General features: G+C 64.3%; 16 protein-coding genes and 3 tRNA genes. 10 read left to right on the top strand and 9 right to left on the bottom strand.

All coding sequences use genetic code 11. The features are described from left to right. Positions 1-38 precede the first annotated feature (38 nt). The 3 genes from EV691_RS04555 to EV691_RS04565 are packed head-to-tail and all read right to left on the bottom strand — an operon-like array spanning position 39 to position 2,347. Positions 39-377 carry a DNA polymerase III subunit chi gene (locus tag EV691_RS04555; RefSeq protein ID WP_131300041.1) on the bottom strand — a complete coding sequence of 113 codons (339 nt, stop codon included), beginning with the start codon at positions 375-377 and terminating at the stop codon, positions 39-41. Between the two features lie 6 nt (positions 378-383). Further along, entirely contained in the window at positions 384-812 is a 429-nt protein-coding gene (locus tag EV691_RS04560) for a DNA polymerase III subunit chi (RefSeq protein WP_039805701.1), read from the bottom strand. A 44-nt stretch (positions 813-856) separates the two neighbouring features. Continuing rightward, positions 857-2,347 carry a leucyl aminopeptidase gene (locus EV691_RS04565; RefSeq protein WP_131300044.1) on the bottom strand — a complete coding sequence of 497 codons (1,491 nt, stop codon included), beginning with the start codon at positions 2,345-2,347 and terminating at the stop codon, positions 857-859. Between the two features lie 276 nt (positions 2,348-2,623). On the opposite strand from EV691_RS04565, the gene lptF reads away from it, so the two are divergent. Both lptF and lptG read left to right on the top strand, forming a co-directional pair. Then, positions 2,624-3,745, top strand: a complete 1,122-nt coding sequence (lptF, locus tag EV691_RS04575) for an LPS export ABC transporter permease LptF (RefSeq protein ID WP_131300047.1) — start codon at positions 2,624-2,626, stop codon at positions 3,743-3,745. Next, entirely contained in the window at positions 3,738-4,799 is a 1,062-nt protein-coding gene (gene lptG, locus EV691_RS04580) for an LPS export ABC transporter permease LptG (RefSeq protein ID WP_131300050.1), read from the top strand. The genes lptF and lptG overlap by 8 nt, the downstream gene beginning before the upstream one ends. A 37-nt stretch (positions 4,800-4,836) precedes the next feature. Here lptG and EV691_RS04585 read toward each other — a convergent pair whose 3' ends face one another. The 3 genes from EV691_RS04585 to EV691_RS23270 all read right to left on the bottom strand — a co-directional run bounded on the left by EV691_RS04585 (position 4,837) and on the right by EV691_RS23270 (position 6,141). Next, positions 4,837-5,331: an RDD family protein gene (locus tag EV691_RS04585; protein WP_089167348.1), complete on the bottom strand. Its 495-nt coding sequence runs from the start codon at positions 5,329-5,331 to the stop codon at positions 4,837-4,839. A gap of 97 nt (positions 5,332-5,428) precedes the next feature. Further along, positions 5,429-5,641 (bottom strand): cold-shock protein, encoded by a 213-nt coding sequence (locus tag EV691_RS04590; protein WP_039805696.1) that lies wholly within the window; start codon positions 5,639-5,641, stop codon positions 5,429-5,431. Between the two features lie 131 nt (positions 5,642-5,772). Beyond that, entirely contained in the window at positions 5,773-6,141 is a 369-nt protein-coding gene (locus tag EV691_RS23270) for a hypothetical protein (RefSeq protein ID WP_165901248.1), read from the bottom strand. Between the two features lie 498 nt (positions 6,142-6,639). Between EV691_RS23270 and EV691_RS04595 the strand changes: the two genes are divergently transcribed. Both EV691_RS04595 and EV691_RS04600 read left to right on the top strand, forming a co-directional pair. After that, positions 6,640-6,972 (top strand): DUF2790 domain-containing protein, encoded by a 333-nt coding sequence (locus EV691_RS04595; RefSeq protein WP_242672598.1) that lies wholly within the window; start codon positions 6,640-6,642, stop codon positions 6,970-6,972. Positions 6,973-7,217: 245 nt separating this feature from the next. Next, on the top strand, positions 7,218-7,493 hold the full coding sequence (locus EV691_RS04600) for a hypothetical protein (protein WP_131300052.1): 276 nt from the start codon (positions 7,218-7,220) through the stop codon (positions 7,491-7,493). 68 nt (positions 7,494-7,561) lie between these two features. Here EV691_RS04600 and EV691_RS04605 read toward each other — a convergent pair whose 3' ends face one another. Continuing rightward, positions 7,562-8,575: an outer membrane protein assembly factor BamD gene (locus tag EV691_RS04605; RefSeq protein WP_131300054.1), complete on the bottom strand. Its 1,014-nt coding sequence runs from the start codon at positions 8,573-8,575 to the stop codon at positions 7,562-7,564. A 146-nt stretch (positions 8,576-8,721) separates the two neighbouring features. On the opposite strand from EV691_RS04605, the gene rluD reads away from it, so the two are divergent. The 6 genes from rluD to EV691_RS04635 all read left to right on the top strand — a co-directional run bounded on the left by rluD (position 8,722) and on the right by EV691_RS04635 (position 13,574). After that, a complete protein-coding gene (rluD, locus tag EV691_RS04610; protein ID WP_131300056.1) occupies positions 8,722-9,693 on the top strand; it encodes a 23S rRNA pseudouridine(1911/1915/1917) synthase RluD in 972 nt (323 codons plus the stop codon). After that, positions 9,693-10,421 (top strand): peptidoglycan editing factor PgeF, encoded by a 729-nt coding sequence (pgeF, locus tag EV691_RS04615; RefSeq protein WP_131300058.1) that lies wholly within the window; start codon positions 9,693-9,695, stop codon positions 10,419-10,421. Before rluD ends, pgeF begins: the two co-directional genes overlap by 1 nt. Before the next feature lie 170 nt (positions 10,422-10,591). Next, a complete protein-coding gene (gene clpB, locus EV691_RS04620; protein WP_131300060.1) occupies positions 10,592-13,156 on the top strand; it encodes an ATP-dependent chaperone ClpB in 2,565 nt (854 codons plus the stop codon). A 165-nt stretch (positions 13,157-13,321) separates the two neighbouring features. Beyond that, positions 13,322-13,397, top strand: a tRNA-Asn gene (locus tag EV691_RS04625). 9 nt (positions 13,398-13,406) lie between these two features. Further along, a tRNA-Pro gene (locus EV691_RS04630) sits at positions 13,407-13,483 on the top strand. A 15-nt stretch (positions 13,484-13,498) separates the two neighbouring features. After that, positions 13,499-13,574 (top strand) — tRNA-Lys (locus tag EV691_RS04635). Positions 13,575-13,817: 243 nt separating this feature from the next. On the opposite strand, the gene EV691_RS04640 is transcribed toward EV691_RS04635, so the two are convergent. Beyond that, a complete protein-coding gene (locus tag EV691_RS04640; protein WP_131300062.1) occupies positions 13,818-15,116 on the bottom strand; it encodes an NAD(P)/FAD-dependent oxidoreductase in 1,299 nt (432 codons plus the stop codon). A 75-nt stretch (positions 15,117-15,191) separates the two neighbouring features. Continuing rightward, a complete protein-coding gene (locus EV691_RS04645; protein ID WP_039805690.1) occupies positions 15,192-15,365 on the bottom strand; it encodes a DUF3094 family protein in 174 nt (57 codons plus the stop codon). Between the last annotated feature and the right edge of the window lie 49 nt (positions 15,366-15,414).

The following is a 15,414-nucleotide window of genomic DNA, read 5'->3' on the forward strand; positions in this document are numbered from 1 at the left end:
TGTCTCGAGGGTCGGGCAGCGGAGCCGCAGGTGAGCGGTTAGGGCTTGTGCAGGGCGAGCAGCCGCTCCAGGCGGGCTTCGAGGCGGCGCTTCAGTTCGGCCTCGATCTGCGGCACGAAGTCGTCGACGACCTCCTGAAGGATCAACTGGGCCTCGGTGTGCAGGCTCTGCTTCAGGCGCAGCGGCAGGGCGGTCGGGTGCGGCTCGTCCTCCTCCTCATCGTCCAGGGGGACGATCTCCGAGAGCAGCGGAATGTCGTCGGCGGAGAGGGTTTCGGTGAGCAGGGGCGGCAGCAGGTCTTCCTCCAGCAGGTCGCGGATCGACTGCAGGTCGTCCAGCAGGTGGGCGGTTTCCGGCTTGGGTTTCAGGCTGTCCATGGCGCGTCAGATGCGTGGCAGGCGGTGATCCTGCAAAGGATAGCCGCGCTCGCGGTAGAAGCGGTAGCTGGCGCGCGTGGCCTGACGGATGGCCGGCTCGCTCACCACCAATTCGGCGATCCGCGCGAAGCGCTCGCAGAAGGGGGGGGCGGCCAGCGCCAGATTGATCAGCAGGTCGTGGTGATTGCCGGGAGCGTCGTCCAGGCCGAGGGCGATCGGTGTGTCGGCATCCTCCTCGATCATGTCGTGGGGCAGGAAGGCCTCGCTTTTGTAGCTCCACAGCCGGGCGTCCAGCGCATCGCGCTGGGCCGCGTCCTGGCAGTACAGATAGATACGGTGCCCCAGGCGCCAGGCCTTTTCCGTCAGCTTGCAGGCGAAGTCCAGGCGTGCCGCCGGGTCGGCGGAGGGCAGGATGTAGAAGTCGACTTGGGGCATGGAGTCCTCGGCTGTGCGGGGGCGGAGCTCGCCCCCGCGTCCGCTCACGGGGCGCTGCGGTCCAGCAGGAACTGGGTCAGCAGCGGGACCGGGCGGCCGGTGGCGCCCTTCTCCTTGCCGCCGCTGATCCAGGCGGTGCCGGCGATGTCCAGGTGTGCCCAGTGGTAGTTCTTGGCGAAGCGCGAGAGGAAGCAGCCGGCGGTGATGCTGCCGGCCTTGGGACCGCCGATGTTGGCCATGTCGGCGAACGGGCTGTCGAGCTGTTCCTGATATTCCTCGAACAGCGGCAGCTGCCAGGCACGGTCGGCGGCATGTTCGCCGGCCTTGAGGATCTGGCGGATCAGGGCGTCGTGGTTGCCCATCAGGCCCGAAGCCTGGGTGCCCAGGGCGGTGATGCAGGCGCCGGTGAGGGTGGCGACGTCGATCACCGCCTGCGGCTTGAAGCGTTCGGCGTAGGTGAGGGTGTCGCACAGCACCAGGCGGCCCTCGGCGTCGGTGTTGAGGATCTCCACGGTCTGCCCGCTCATGCTGGTGACGATGTCGCCGGGGCGGGTGGCGCCGCCGCTGGGCATGTTCTCGGCGCAGGCCAGGAGGCCCACGACGTTGATCGGCAGGGCCAGTTCGAGCAGGGCGCGGAAGGTGCCGAGCACGCTGGCGGCGCCGCACATGTCGTACTTCATCTCGTCCATGCTCGGGCCGGGCTTGAGGCTGATGCCGCCAGTGTCGAAGGTGATGCCCTTGCCGACAAGCACGAAGGGCTGCTCGTCCTTCTTGCCGCCCTGGTAGTTGAGCACGACCAGCCGTGGCGGCTGGTCGCTGCCCTGGGCGACGGCGAGGAAGGCGCCCATGCCGAGTTCCTTGAGCTTCTTCTCGTCGAGGACCTCGACCTTCAGCGCGTCATGCGCCTTGGCCAGCGCCTTGGCCTCGTCGGCCAGGTGGCTCGGGTGGCAGAGGTTCGGCGGCAGGTTGCCGAGGTCGCGGGTCAGGGCCATGCCGCTGGCGATCGCCCGGGCATGGCCGGCGGCGCGCTCCACGTCAGCCTGACTGGCCTTGTCGCAGACCAGGACCAGCTTCTTCAGGGTCGGCGTGGTGGCTTTCTCGCTCTTGAAGTGGTCGAACACGTAGGTGGCGTCGAGCAGCGTCTCGGCCAGCAGGCGGGCCTTGCCGTAGGCGTCGCGCCCCTTGACGTGGAGTTCGCCCAGGGTCAGGGCGGCGTCGCTGCCGCCCAGACCTTTCAGCACGCTATGGGCTGCCGCGACGATCTTGCGGAACTGGCGGTCGCCCAGCTCGCTCTCCTTGCCGGTACCGACCAGCAGCACGCGCTCGGCCTTGAGATTCGGCAGATGGTGCAGCAGCAGGGTCTGTCCGACCTTGCCGACGAGGTCGCCGCGCTTGAGGGTGGCCGACAGGGCGCCGTCGGTGGCCTGGTCGACGGCCTTGGCGGTGGCGCCCAGTTTGCGGCCTTCGCCGACGGCAACCACCAGCGTGGCGGTTTTCAGGGTTTGCGGGCTGGCACTTTTGACAACGAGTTGCATGGCGTGATGTCCCCAAGACAAAGGGTCTGGTTTGCAGGATAATGCCGGTCTTTTTTGTGGCGCGTTGCAGGCTGCTGAGAATGCTGCGTTCGGCTATCGGTGTGGGATCGGGTTCGGAGTCCTTTCATGTCAGGGACACTGCACAGCCTTGCCTGATCTTGCCCTGTCCGGCCTCGCTCGCGGCCTTTTCGACGGCCTGTGGGGCGGTGGGTCGGCAACAAGGCGGCTAGTTTGAGCACAGCGGCCTGAGCCTGACAACCCTGGAGTGTCTCTGGTTTGATCATCCCTCGCTATCTTTCCCGTGAGCTGCTGATGACGCTGAGCGCGGTCAGTGCCGTGCTGCTGGCGATCATCATGAGCGGCCGCTTCATCAAGTATCTGGCGCAGGCCGCCCAGGGCCAGCTCGACCCGGGCGTGCTGCTGCAGATCATGCTCTACCGGATGCCCAGTTTCCTCGAGCTGATCCTGCCACTGGGGCTGTTCCTCGGCATCCTGCTCACCTATGGCCGGCTGTACCTCGACAGCGAGATGACGGTGCTGGCGGCGACCGGCATGAGTCCGCGGCGCCTGGTCGTCTACACCCTGATTCCGGCCATCCCGATCGCCGCGCTGGTCGCCTGGATGAGCCTGGGGTTGGCGCCCCAGGGAATCCGGATGGTGGAGCAACTGCTCAACGAGCAGAAGGCCCTGACCGAGTTCGATACCCTGGTGCCGGGGCGCTTCCAGACCATGAAGGACGGCTCGCGGGTGACCTATGTCGAGGATCTGGCCGACGATCGCACTGAGCTTTCCAGCGTGTTCATCAGCGAGAAGCGGATGTCCCGCGATGGCGGAAAGGAGCGCGGCATCGCCGTGCTGGTGGCGGAGGGCGGTCGCCAGGAGGTGCAGGCGGACGGCAGTCGCTACCTGATCCTGCAGAACGGCTATCGCTATGACGGTAATCCCGGGCAGGCCGACTACCGGGTGATCCGCTACGACACCTATGGCGTGCTGCTGGCCAAGCCGGCGGTGAGCGGCGAGATCAACGAGCGCGAGGCGATTCCCACCCGTGAACTGATCGGCAGCGAGCAGCTGCGTCATCAGGCCGAACTGCAGTGGCGCCTTTCACTGCCCCTCCTGGTGTTCGTGGTCGCCGTGCTGGCGGTGCCGCTGGCCAAGGTCAATCCCCGCCAGGGACGCTTTCTCAAGCTGTTGCCGGCGATCCTTCTCTACATGGCCTATCTGGCCACGTTGATCGCCGTGCGCGGTGAGCTGGACAAGGGCAGGATTCCGATGCTGATCGGCCTCTGGTGGGTCCACGGGCTCTTCCTGCTGATCGGCTTGGGGCTGCTGTTCTGGGAGCCCCTGCGCCTGCACCTGGCGAGCCGTCGTGCCGCGCGGAGTCTGAAGCATGGGTAAGCTGGACAGATACATCGGCATCAGTGTGTTGCTCGCCATCCTGGCGGTGCTCGGGGTGATCGTCGGTCTGACCCTGCTGTTCGCCTTCGTCGACGAGCTGGGCGATGTCCGGGGCAATTACGATCTGGCCGCGGCGGCCTGGTATGTCTTTCTGACCGTGCCGCAGCGCACCTATGAAATGCTGCCGATGGCGGCGCTGATCGGCTGCCTGATCGGTCTCGGCACTCTGGCCAGCAGCTGCGAGTTGACGGTCATGCGGGCCGCCGGGGTATCGCTCGGGCGCATCGTCTGGGCGGTGATGAAGCCCATGCTGGTGCTGATGCTGCTTGGCGGGCTGCTTGGCGAGTACCTGGCGCCCTGGGCGGAAAACAAGGCCGAGGCCCATCGCTCCCTGGCCCAGGGTGGCGGCGAGGCGCAGACGGCCAAGCACGGCCTCTGGCATCGCCAGGGCGAGGAGTTCGTGCACATCAACGCGGTGCAGCCGGGAGGCGTGCTGTACGGGGTGACCCGCTACCGTTTCGATGATCAGCGCCATATGTTGTCCTCCAGCTTCGCCAGGAGGGCGCACTACCGGGACGGATACTGGCGGCTGGAGGAGGTGACGACCACCCGTTTCCTCGAGCGCCGCACCGAGATCGTCAATGCGCCCGGCGAGCGCTGGGATGTCCAGTTGACTCCCCAGTTGCTGGGGACCGTGGTGATGGATCCGGAAGCCCTGTCGATGACCGGGTTGTGGCGCTACATCCATTATCTGGCCGAGCAGGGGCTGAACAATACGCGCTACTGGCTGGCCTTCTGGAGCAAGGTGCTGCAGCCCATGGTGACCGCGGCGCTGGTGCTGATGGCGATTTCCTTCATCTTCGGCCCGCTGCGCTCGGTCACCCTCGGCCAGCGGCTCTTCACGGGGGTGCTGGTCGGCTTCGTCTTCCGCATCTTCCAGGACCTGCTCGGTCCTTCGAGTCAGGTGTTCGGCTTCTCGCCCCTGCTGGCGGTGGCTCTGCCGGCAGGGCTTTGTGCGCTGCTGGGGCTGCACCTGTTGCGCCGGGCAGGGTAGGGCGGGAACGCCGCCCGCCTTCCGGTGGCGGGGGATGCTATTTCTTGTGGATGTTCTTCGGCAGCCGGATCACCCGGCTGTTGGAGTACAGGTCCTGCCAGGTGCGCCCTTGCTTGTCCCAGAGCATCCAGAGGTGGCCCAGGCCAAGGCACAGCCAGGAGACGATGGCGATCAGAAAGCGCAGCAGGGCCTGCCAGAGATCGATGGCGGTGCCGTCGCTGTTCTGGATGCGCAATCCCCAGACCTGCATGCCGAGGGTCTGGCCGTTATGCGTCCAGAATTTCGCGAAGAAGCCGAACAGGCAGAAGAGCAGCAGGGTGGAGAGCAGCGGGTCGCCATCCAGTGCGCCGGCGTCGGACAGTTGCCTGAGCCGTTCGCTGCCGACGATGGCCATCTGGATCAGTTTGTAGAGAAAGGTGACGACGATCAGCAGGGCAGCGCAGAGCAGAAAGTCGTAGAACATCGCTGCCAGGCGGCGGGGCAGTCCTGCGGCAGGGAAGTCCCCTTGGGGGATCAGGGCGGGTTTGGGCATGGCGGACTCGCGGTAAGGCAAAGGCCGTCATTCTACGAAATATCGGGCACAAAAAAGCCCCTGATGGCGACATCAGGGGCTTTCCGCAAGCCTAGAATCAGCCCAGGATCTGAACTTTGTCAGCCTGCATGCCTTTCTGGCCTTGTACCGCTTCGAAGGTGACCTTCTGGCCTTCTTTCAGGCTCTTGAAGCCGGTGCCTTCGATTGCGCGAAAGTGGACGAACAGATCCGGACCGCTCTCGGGGGTGATGAAGCCAAAGCCCTTCTCGTCGTTGAACCACTTGACGGTGCCGGTTTGACGATTCGACATGTCTTATTTCCTTGAAACTGGAGTTGATGGCAGTCCCTGTGACAACAGAGAGCTGGAACTGGTTGCAGAGAGTAAGAGAAGTCGAGCGGGATGTAGCGGACCTGTAGGACCTACTGCCACCAAGTCAAGATTCAACAGCGACCCACGCAAACACAGTTTAGATACTGTACGCCAAGTCCGCGGAAAAAGCCAAGCCCCAGAGCGGAAGGTTTTTGCGAGTGGTTATATTGTGGGGAAATTGCAGATATTTTCTCTAAAAATGATAATTTTTGCAGGAAATTACCGCTCTTGTAGGATGGATGGTTGCCTCTTCCTCGGCTGGCAATGGAGGGAGCGCCGTCGATGGGACGGCACTGCTTCGGCGGCAGTTCGTCGCACCTGTGGGCAGGTCTTGCCGACAGGCAGGGGGACAGCCAGAGGCTTTTCCATGTCTGGGGCTGGTCGGGTTCATGGGTAATTTCCTTGCTTGACTGAATGGCGGCTGGAATCTCTGCTGGCATGGTTTGTTGCAGTTTTGATGCTCTGGGTGTGTTGGGCTTATATTTTTATTTCATTTTATGGGGCCGCTCTTTTTAAGAGATGTTTGCTTCTAAATGGTTGCCTGGAAATATCCCTATCCAATAAGTGCCGCCTTGACCCCGGTGCCTGCAGGATCTTTTCTTGTAATGGGTTGCGGTAAATACAGGTTTTCTCGGGGCTGGATATGGCAGGGCATCTCGAATGCCAAGGCCAGATGTCGCATGAGCATGCATGAGCATGAGTGTGGGATGTATCAGGCGGTCGTGTGCTTTCGCCTAAACCCGAGCGCCGGGCTGTCGAAGATGACAAGGGCTCTAACAGGGAGACGTTATCCGGACCACCGCGGTTTCGCTGATTGGGAGGACAGCCGTGCCGGTCACTTTGGCCAGCACTGCTTTTTATGACTGCCTGAGGGGTGCGAGCGAGTCAGTGCTCTGTGTCGCACGCTTCCTATTCTTCTCCTGTGGGAGGGATATTCCATGACAGTGTTCAGTATGAAACCCATAAAGCTGATTTTCACCGTAGCGCTACTTTTGCCGGCGTCCTTGGCCTTGGCAGAGACTGATAGCCGACCTGCCGCAGGTCCGACAGAGCTGGAGGAGATGGTTGTTTATTCGCAGATGCCTCAGGTCCGGGACTATAGCTATGGCATGCGCCTGGATATTGCCGAAGTGGTGGCCATGGAGTATTTCCCCCCCGAACCGGATTTTTGTGGGGTCATTCCGGCACAGATGACCTACGAGGACTCCATGGGCGAGCTCAACACCATTCGCTATCTATATCCGGAAACCGCAGGCTGCCACGACAACTAGAAAAAACGGAATGCAAAGCACGGGGCAAGCGTCACGGCGTTGGGTGAGGCAAGGCGGACGAGGATGCATTCGTAATGCCAGTGCTCTAGCCGCGATCTTTCTCGTGCAATTCGCCCTCGGTCGCGGTGTGGGGCGTGTAAGCGTGCTGGTTGTGCGAGGGGGCGGATTGCACTTTGCCGGCGTTGTGCTGTCACAACGGCAACCACCTAACCTTGTATGAGCTGCAACGCCAGGAAGGGCAACTGATGACCATCAATCCGATTCTTTCTCTTGTACTTGCATGCTGCGGTCTGTTCGCGAGTGGACTGTATCTGGGAAGCTGGCTGCGCTCCTCGCCGAAACCGGAAGCGGATGTGGAGGAGCCGGTGGACGATGCCGGTCTGTTCTGTGGCTGGGACGGGCTCTCGGCTGTTGAGCGCAAGACGCGGCTGGCTCTGTATCAGCGGCGTGTGCGCGCGCGAATCGCCGAACAGGAGCGGGCCTGGCTCCAGGCTCGTCTGAGAGAGTGTGCAAAGGTGTAAGGCATGACTGGTAACACGCAAAAAGGGAGGCCTCGGCCTCCCTTTTTGTTTCGCTATCTGTCTTGACTTCAGTCGAGCAGGCGGAGGGGGTTCCACCAGGCGCGCTTGGGCTTGCGATCGGCGGCCTCGACGTTTTCTGGCGTTTCCTCGCCCTGTTTCAGGTCGAGGCGGATTTCCTGGCGAGCCTCTTCGTACATGCGGCGAACATCCTGGTTGGCGCGGGTTTCGCCCGGAGGCAGCGGAGGCTTGCTCTCGATCAGGCCGAGGGTGTACTTGCCCAGCCAGGAACGGTTGTCGTCCTCCTCCTCCAGCGGCACGAACTGGCCGTTCTGCAGGCTCGGGTGGTCCGGGTAGTTCAGCTTCAGGGTTTCCAGGCTGGTGGCGGCCAGTTCGTCCAGGGTCAGGCGCTGGTAGGACTCGACCATCACCGCCAGGCCATCGCCTACCGCGGGCGTTTCCTGAAGGTTCTCCACCACGTAGCGGCCGCGGTTGGCGGCGGCTACGTAGGCCTCGCGCTTCAGGTAGTAGTGGGCGACGTGGATCTCGTAGGCGGCCAGCAGGTTGCGCAGGTAGACCATGCGCGCCTTGGCGTCCGGCGCATAGCGGCTGTTCGGGTAGCGGCTGGTGAGCTGGGCGAACTCGTTGAAGGAGTCGCGGGCCGCGCCGGGGTCGCGCTTGGTCATGTCCAGTGGCAGGAAGCGTGACAGCAGGCCGCGATCCTGGTCGAAGGAGGCCAGTCCCTTGAGGTAGTAGGCGTAGTCGACGTTCGGGTGCTGCGGATGCAGGCGGATGAAGCGTTCGGCAGCCGAACGCGAGGCTTCTGTCTCCTGACTCTTGTAATAGGCGTAGATCAGTTCGAGCTGCGCCTGTTCCGCGTAGCGACCGAACGGATAGCGCGACTCCAGGGCCTTCAGCTTGCTGGTCGCGGCGCTGTAGTTCTCGTTGTTGAGATCGGTCTGGGCCTGCTGGTACAGCTCGGTTTCGCTCAGGTTCTCGTCGACGACATCCTCCTTCTCCTTCTTCGATCCGCAGGCGGCGATGAGAACGAGCGTGGCGATCAGCAGCAGGTGTTTCAGGTGCATGGATGCTGTGCGTCCCTGTGACGGCGGCTGTCGGGGGGCGGGCCGTCCTGTTATGATGGGCGCCCCGCGTGAGTCGGGGCAGAGGGGCCGTATTTAACCACAAGCGCATGGCCGAAACCAAAGGCCGTGCCCCGCCGTTGCCGAGCATGTCAATACACAACGATCAGGCCATCCGACTTCGCGCCGAAGTCCCCTTCGAACTGGGCGGTCAGCGCCTCGACCAGGTCGCCGCCCAGCTTTTCGCCGAACATTCGCGCTCGCGTCTGGCCGCCTGGATCAAGGACGGGCGCCTGACCGTGGACGGCGCCGTATTGCGCCCCCGCGACATCGTGCATGGTGGCGCCCTGCTCGAGCTGGATGCCGAGCAGCAGGCGCAGGGCGAGTGGATCGCCCAAGCCATCGAGCTGGACATCGTCCATGAGGACGAGCAGATACTGGTGCTGAACAAGCCTGCCGGACTGGTTGTGCATCCGGCTGCGGGGCATGCCGATGGCACCCTGCTCAATGCGTTGCTGCACCATGTGCCGGGGCTGGTCAATGTGCCACGCGCCGGCATCGTCCATCGCCTGGACAAGGACACCACTGGACTGATGGTAGTGGCCAAGACCCTGCAGGCGCAGACCCGGCTGGTCGAGCAGCTGCAGGCGCGCAGTGTCAGCCGCATCTATGAGGCCATCGTGGTCGGCGTGATCACCGCCGGTGGCAGCGTCGACGCGCCCATCGGTCGTCATGGCCAGCAGCGCCAGCGCATGGCGGTGGTCGAGGGCGGCAAGCCGGCGGTCAGCCACTATCGCGTGCTCGAGCGTTTCCGCGCGCATACCCATAGCCGCATCAAGCTGGAAACCGGGCGCACCCACCAGATCCGCGTGCACATGGCGCACATCGGCTACCCGCTGGTGGGTGACCCGGTCTATGGCGGGCGCTTTCGCATCCCGCCGGCGGCCAGTCCGACCCTGGTGCAGGCGCTCCGGGAGTTTCCGCGCCAGGCGCTGCACGCGCGCTTCCTCGAGCTGGACCACCCCGCCAGCGGCAAACGTCTCAAATGGGAGGCGCCGCTGCCGGACGATTTCGTCTGGTTGCTGACGCTGCTGCGCCAGGACAGCGAGGCGTTCGTCTGATGGACGCTTGGCTGGTGCCGGACTGGCCAGCACCAGCACGCGTACGCGCCTGCGTGACGACTCGCGAGGGTGGCATCAGTGCTGCGCCCTTCGACGGTCTCAATCTCGGCGACCATGTCGGGGACGAGCCGGGGGCGGTGGCCGAGAATCGCCGGCGCCTGCAGGCCGGTCTCGGCTGCGAGCCGGCCTGGCTGCGTCAGGTGCATGGCGTGACGGTGGTGCCGGCCGATCCGGCGCTGACATCCGAGGCCGATGCCAGCTGGACGGACCGCTCCGGTATCGCCTGCGCCATCCTTACCGCCGACTGCCTGCCGGTGCTGTTCTGCGACCGCGCCGGCACGCGGGTGGCGGCGGCCCATGCCGGCTGGCGCGGGCTGGCCGGCGGGGTGCTGGAGGCGACCCTGGACGCCCTGGCCGTGGCGCCGGAGGAGCTGCTGGTCTGGCTCGGCCCGGCCATCGGCCCGGCGGCCTTCGAGGTCGGCCCCGAGGTGCGCGAGGCCTTTCTCGAACGCCACCCGCGGGCGGCAGAGGCCTTCGTGGCGAGCCGCAATCCGGGTCGCTTCATGGCCGACCTCTATCAGCTGGCGCGTATCCGTCTGGCTGCTCGGGGCGTCGTGGCTGTCTATGGCGGTGGCTTCTGCACCTACAGCGACCCGCGCTTCTACTCCTACCGCCGCGCCCCGCACACCGGGCGCTTCGCCAGTCTGGTCTGGCTGACGCTCCCCTGATCGCCTTTTCTCGCCACGGCGCGCATTAAGCCCACGGTCTGCGCTCATCGGTCCGGCTGCTGACGTGGATCAATCCTGCGGCCTTGAATCCCCGCCGATCATCCTTATCTATGCTTCAACTCGGCAGGCCTCCAGCGCGCCAGCCCGCTCCTCATAGGAAGGATGACTCCATGCGAATCGACCGATTGACCAGCAAACTGCAACTTGCCCTGTCCGATGCCCAGTCCGTGGCGGTCGGTCTCGACCATGCCGCCATCGAGCCGCTGCACCTGATGCAGGCGCTGCTCGATCAGCAGGGCGGCTCGATCAAGCCGCTGCTGATGCAGGTCGGCTTCGACATCAATGGCCTGCGCCAGGCGCTGGCCAAGGAGCTGGAGCAACTGCCCAAGCTGCAGAACCCCACCGGCGACATGAACCTGTCTCAGGACTTGGCGCGCCTGCTCAATCAGGCCGATCGCCTGGCCCAGCAGAAGGGCGATCAGTTCATCTCCAGCGAGCTGGTGCTGCTCGCCGCGCTGGATGGCGATACCCGTCTGGGCAAGCTCCTTTTGGGGCAGGGCGTATCGAAGAAGGCCATCGAGAACGCCGTCAACAACCTGCGCGGCGGCCAGACGGTGAACGACCCGAACGCCGAGGAGTCCCGTCAGGCCTTGGACAAGTACTGCGTCGACATGACCGCACGGGCCGAGGAGGGCAAGCTCGACCCGGTGATCGGCCGCGACGACGAGATCCGTCGCACCATCCAGGTCCTGCAGCGCCGGACCAAGAACAATCCGGTGCTGATCGGCGAGCCGGGCGTCGGCAAGACCGCCATCGTCGAGGGGCTGGCCCAGCGGATTATCAACGGCGAGGTGCCGGACGGCCTCAAGGACAAGCGCCTGCTGGCTCTCGACATGGGCTCGCTGATCGCCGGCGCCAAGTTCCGCGGCGAGTTCGAGGAGCGCCTGAAGGCGGTGCTCAACGAGCTGGGCAAGCAGGAGGGGCGGGTCATCCTGTTCATCGATGAATTGCACACCATGGTCGGTGCCGGCAAGGCCGAGGGTGCCATGGATGCCGGCAACATGCTCAAGCCCGCCCTGGCGCGCGGCGAGCTGCACTGCGTCGGTGCCACCACCCTCGACGAGTATCGCCAGTACGTCGAGAAGGACGCCGCCCTGGAGCGGCGCTTCCAGAAGGTGCTGGTGGACGAGCCGAGCGAGGAAGACACCATCGCCATCCTCCGTGGCCTCAAGGAGCGCTACGAGGTGCACCACGGGGTGACCATCACCGACGGCGCGATCATCGCCGCGGCCAAGCTGTCGCACCGCTACATCACCGACCGCCAGCTGCCGGACAAGGCCATCGACCTGATCGACGAGGCGGCCAGCCGCATCCGCATGGAGATCGACTCCAAGCCCGAGGCGCTGGACCGTCTGGATCGCCGTCTGATCCAGCTGAAGATCGAGCGCGAGGCGCTGAAGAAGGAAACCGACGAGGCGACCAAAAAGCGTCTGGCCAAGCTCGAGGAAGACATCGCCAAGCTGGAGCGCGAGTACGCCGACCTCGAGGAGATCTGGAAGTCGGAGAAGGCCGAGGTGCAGGGCTCGGCGCAGCTCCAGCAGCAGCTGGAGCAGGCCAAGCTGGACCTGGAGGCGGCGCGGCGCAAGGGCGATCTGAACCGCATGGCCGAGCTGCAATACGGCTCGATTCCCGAGCTGGAGCGCAAGCTGGCCGCCGCCGACAGCGGCGAGCCGCGGGAGAACCAGCTGCTGCGCAACCGTGTCACCGACGAGGAGATCGCCGAGGTGGTGTCCAAGTGGACCGGCATCCCGGTGGCCAAGATGCTCGAGGGGGAGCGCGAGAAGCTGCTGAAGATGGAGGAGCTGCTGCACCAGCGGGTGATCGGTCAGCACGAGGCGGTGGTCGCCGTGGCCAACGCGGTGCGGCGCTCCCGTGCCGGCCTCGCCGACCCGAACCGGCCGAGCGGCTCCTTCCTGTTCCTCGGCCCGACCGGGGTGGGCAAGACCGAGCTGTGCAAGGCGCTGGCCGAGTTCCTCTTCGATACCGAGGAGGCACTGGTGCGCATCGACATGTCCGAGTTCATGGAGAAGCACTCGGTGGCCCGGCTGATTGGCGCCCCTCCCGGCTATGTCGGCTACGAGGAGGGCGGTTATCTGACCGAGGCGGTGCGCCGCAAGCCCTACTCGGTGGTGCTGATGGACGAGGTGGAGAAGGCCCACCCCGACGTGTTCAACATCCTCCTGCAGGTGCTGGAAGATGGTCGTCTGACTGACAGCCATGGGCGCACCGTGGACTTCAAGAACACCGTGGTGGTGATGACCTCCAACCTCGGCTCGATGCAGATTCAGGAGCTGGTCGGCGATCGCGAGGCCCAGCGGGCGGCGGTGATGGATGCGGTGAGCCATCACTTCCGGCCGGAGTTCATCAACCGTATCGACGAGGTGGTGGTATTCGACCCGCTGGCCCGCGAGCAGATTGCCGGCATCGCCGAGATCCAGCTCAAGCGCCTGCGTCGACGCCTGGCCGAACGCGAGCTGAGCCTCGAGCTCTCTGCCGAGGCCCTGGACAAGCTGATTGCCGTCGGCTACGACCCGGTCTACGGGGCGCGACCGCTGAAGCGGGCGATCCAGCGCTGGATCGAGAACCCGCTGGCGCAGCTGATCCTCGCCGGCCAGTTCGCCCCCGGCACGAAGATCTCCGCCCGGGTGGAAGGCGACGAGATCGTCTTCGGCTGATGCCGCTCCTCGACCCTCTCTCCATGGGGGAGAGGGCGAAGAAAATAAGTGATTGCCACAAAAAGCATTTTCAAGGGTTGACAGGGGCGCCGTGAGCCGTAAAATGCGCGCCACTGCAACGGAGACGGTATTCCTTGATCTGTTGTAGGTAGAAGTGATGAAAGTTCCGCGATAGCTCAGTCGGTAGAGCAAATGACTGTTAATCATTGGGTCCCTGGTTCGAGTCCAGGTCGCGGAGCCAGCTTTCAGACGGGGTATAGCGCAGTCCGGTAGCGCGCCTGCTTTGGGAGCAGGATGTCGGGAGTTCGAATCTCTCTACCCCGACCATCTCTTCATGTGTTTGGGTCGTTAGCTCAGTCGGTAGAGCAGTTGGCTTTTAACCAATTGGTCGTAGGTTCGAATCCTACACGACCCACCATTTCCCTCCTTGCACACCCGTGCATGTCAAAACTACTCTTTCATAGTTCATTGCAGTAATTCTGCGCGTTCAATCTTTTCGCCAGTCGTCCGGGGTTTCCCTGTGGCGGGTTTCGGTGTGTTCGAACATTGGGCTTGGCGTGTTTGCGCAGCAAGGCGTAGCAGCGCTCTGCCGTGCGGGCGGTCGCAATGAGGCGGTGAAGATGCCCCGGCGAGCGGCTGGCGCTGCGCCGGGGCGAGGGGATCAGTGGAGCTTGAGGCGGGGTTCGGTGCTGCTGCGGAAGCGGTCGCCCACCATCATCATCAGGGTGCGGAAGGTGCCGTACAGCGCCATCTGGTGCATCCGGTAGAGCGAGATGTAGAACTTGCGGGCCAGCCAGCCCTCCAGGGTTACAGTGCCGGTCAGGTTGCCCATCAGGTTGCCGATCGCCGAGAAGCTCGACAGCGAAATCAGCGAGCCGTGATCGCTGTAGTGGTACTCCAGCAGGGGCTTGTCTTCCTGAAGCTTGCGATAGAGCGACTTGGCCAACAGCGAGGCTTGCTGGTGGGCTGCCTGGGCGCGCGGCGGCACGGTGCGGTCGGTGCCCGGCTGCGGGCAGGCGGCGCAGTCGCCGAAGGCGAAGATGTCGTCGTCGAGGCTGGTCTGCAGGGTCGGGCGCACCACCAGCTGGTTGATGCGGTTGGTTTCCAGGCCGTCCAGCTCCTTGAGGAAGGCGGGGGCGCGAACGCCTGCCGCCCAGACCATGAGATCGGCGGAGATGAACTGACCATCCTTGGTGTTCAGGCCTTTGGCGGTGACTTCGCTGACGGCGGTGCTGGTATGGACGCGAACGCCGAGGCTTTCCAGGGTGGCATGTGCCGAGCGGCTGATGCGTTCGGGCAGGGCGGCCAGTACGCGCGGGCTGGATTCGATCAGCGTGATGCTGAGGTTTTCCGGCGGAATGCGCTCCAGTCCGTAGGCGACCAGTTCTTCGGAAGCGTGGCGCAGCTCGGCGGCCAGTTCGACCCCGGTGGCGCCGGCGCCGACGATGGCGACATTCACCTGATGGCCGTCATCGTCGCTGGCATGGGCGCGCAGGTAATGGCTGAGCAGCAGGCGGCGGAAGCGTTCGGCTTGTTCGCGACTTTCCAGGAAGATGCAGTTCTCGGCGGCGCCCGGGGTGCCGAAGTCGTTGGTGGTGCTGCCGACGGAGAGGATCAGGGTGTCGTAGCTCAGTTCGCGTTCGGGCAGCGGGGCGCGGTCCTCCAGAGCCGGCTGGGCGGCCAGGCGGATGCGCTTGTTGGCCCGATCCAGCCCGCACATGCGGCCAAACTGGAATTCGAAGTTGTTCCACTTGGCCTGGGCCACGTAGTTCAGTTCGTCGCCGGTCGAGTTCAGCGAGCCGGCGGCGACTTCGTGGAGCAGCGGTTTCCACAGGTGGGTCATGTTGGCATCGACCAGGGTGATCTTCGCCTGGAAGTTCCTGCCCATGGTCTTGCCGAGGCGAGTGGCAAGTTCCAGGCCGCCGGCGCCGCCGCCTACAATTACGATGCGATGAGTCATAGCTAGAGCCTCACAAGGTTGAAATGAAAAGGTTGGAAAGGCAGAGCAGGGACGTCGGGGCGAGCGCAAGGCAGCTCATAGCACCAGGCGACCCAGAATACGGCTCAGCAGGCCCAGGCAGACGACCACGGTCAGCACGATCAGTGCGAGGCGCCAGGGGCGGAACGGCTGGCGTTCCACCTGATGCTGCGGGGCGCTCAGGTACTCGTCGACTCGTTGCTGATCCTCGGGTTTCAGGCGGCTTGCCATGCAGGACTCGCATTCTGCAAAAATCGTTCGCTGAGCAATCCGGCTACCC

The sequence above is a fragment of the Azotobacter chroococcum genome (genome assembly GCF_004339665.1).
Lineage (GTDB): Bacteria > Pseudomonadota > Gammaproteobacteria > Pseudomonadales > Pseudomonadaceae > Azotobacter > Azotobacter chroococcum.

What these genes read in the sequence shown, in the direction of transcription:
- EV691_RS04585 (WP_089167348.1), bottom strand. Translation starts at nt 5,331, where the DNA reads ATGCCCAAACCCGCCCTGATCCCCCAAGGGGACTTCCCTGCCGCAGGA.
- EV691_RS04590 (WP_039805696.1), bottom strand. Translation starts at nt 5,641, where the DNA reads ATGTCGAATCGTCAAACCGGCACCGTCAAGTGGTTCAACGACGAGAAG.
- EV691_RS04555 (WP_131300041.1), bottom strand. Translation starts at nt 377, where the DNA reads ATGGACAGCCTGAAACCCAAGCCGGAAACCGCCCACCTGCTGGACGAC.
- EV691_RS04600 (WP_131300052.1), top strand. Translation starts at nt 7,218, where the DNA reads ATGACCATCAATCCGATTCTTTCTCTTGTACTTGCATGCTGCGGTCTG.
- EV691_RS04560 (WP_039805701.1), bottom strand. Translation starts at nt 812, where the DNA reads ATGCCCCAAGTCGACTTCTACATCCTGCCCTCCGCCGACCCGGCGGCA.
- EV691_RS04640 (WP_131300062.1), bottom strand. Translation starts at nt 15,116, where the DNA reads ATGACTCATCGCATCGTAATTGTAGGCGGCGGCGCCGGCGGCCTGGAA.
- rluD (WP_131300056.1), top strand. Translation starts at nt 8,722, where the DNA reads ATGTCAATACACAACGATCAGGCCATCCGACTTCGCGCCGAAGTCCCC.
- EV691_RS04565 (WP_131300044.1), bottom strand. Translation starts at nt 2,347, where the DNA reads ATGCAACTCGTTGTCAAAAGTGCCAGCCCGCAAACCCTGAAAACCGCC.
- EV691_RS04605 (WP_131300054.1), bottom strand. Translation starts at nt 8,575, where the DNA reads ATGCACCTGAAACACCTGCTGCTGATCGCCACGCTCGTTCTCATCGCC.
- EV691_RS04645 (WP_039805690.1), bottom strand. Translation starts at nt 15,365, where the DNA reads ATGGCAAGCCGCCTGAAACCCGAGGATCAGCAACGAGTCGACGAGTAC.
- lptG (WP_131300050.1), top strand. Translation starts at nt 3,738, where the DNA reads ATGGGTAAGCTGGACAGATACATCGGCATCAGTGTGTTGCTCGCCATC.
- clpB (WP_131300060.1), top strand. Translation starts at nt 10,592, where the DNA reads ATGCGAATCGACCGATTGACCAGCAAACTGCAACTTGCCCTGTCCGAT.
- EV691_RS04595 (WP_242672598.1), top strand. Translation starts at nt 6,640, where the DNA reads ATGACAGTGTTCAGTATGAAACCCATAAAGCTGATTTTCACCGTAGCG.
- pgeF (WP_131300058.1), top strand. Translation starts at nt 9,693, where the DNA reads ATGGACGCTTGGCTGGTGCCGGACTGGCCAGCACCAGCACGCGTACGC.
- EV691_RS23270 (WP_165901248.1), bottom strand. Translation starts at nt 6,141, where the DNA reads ATGCCAGCAGAGATTCCAGCCGCCATTCAGTCAAGCAAGGAAATTACC.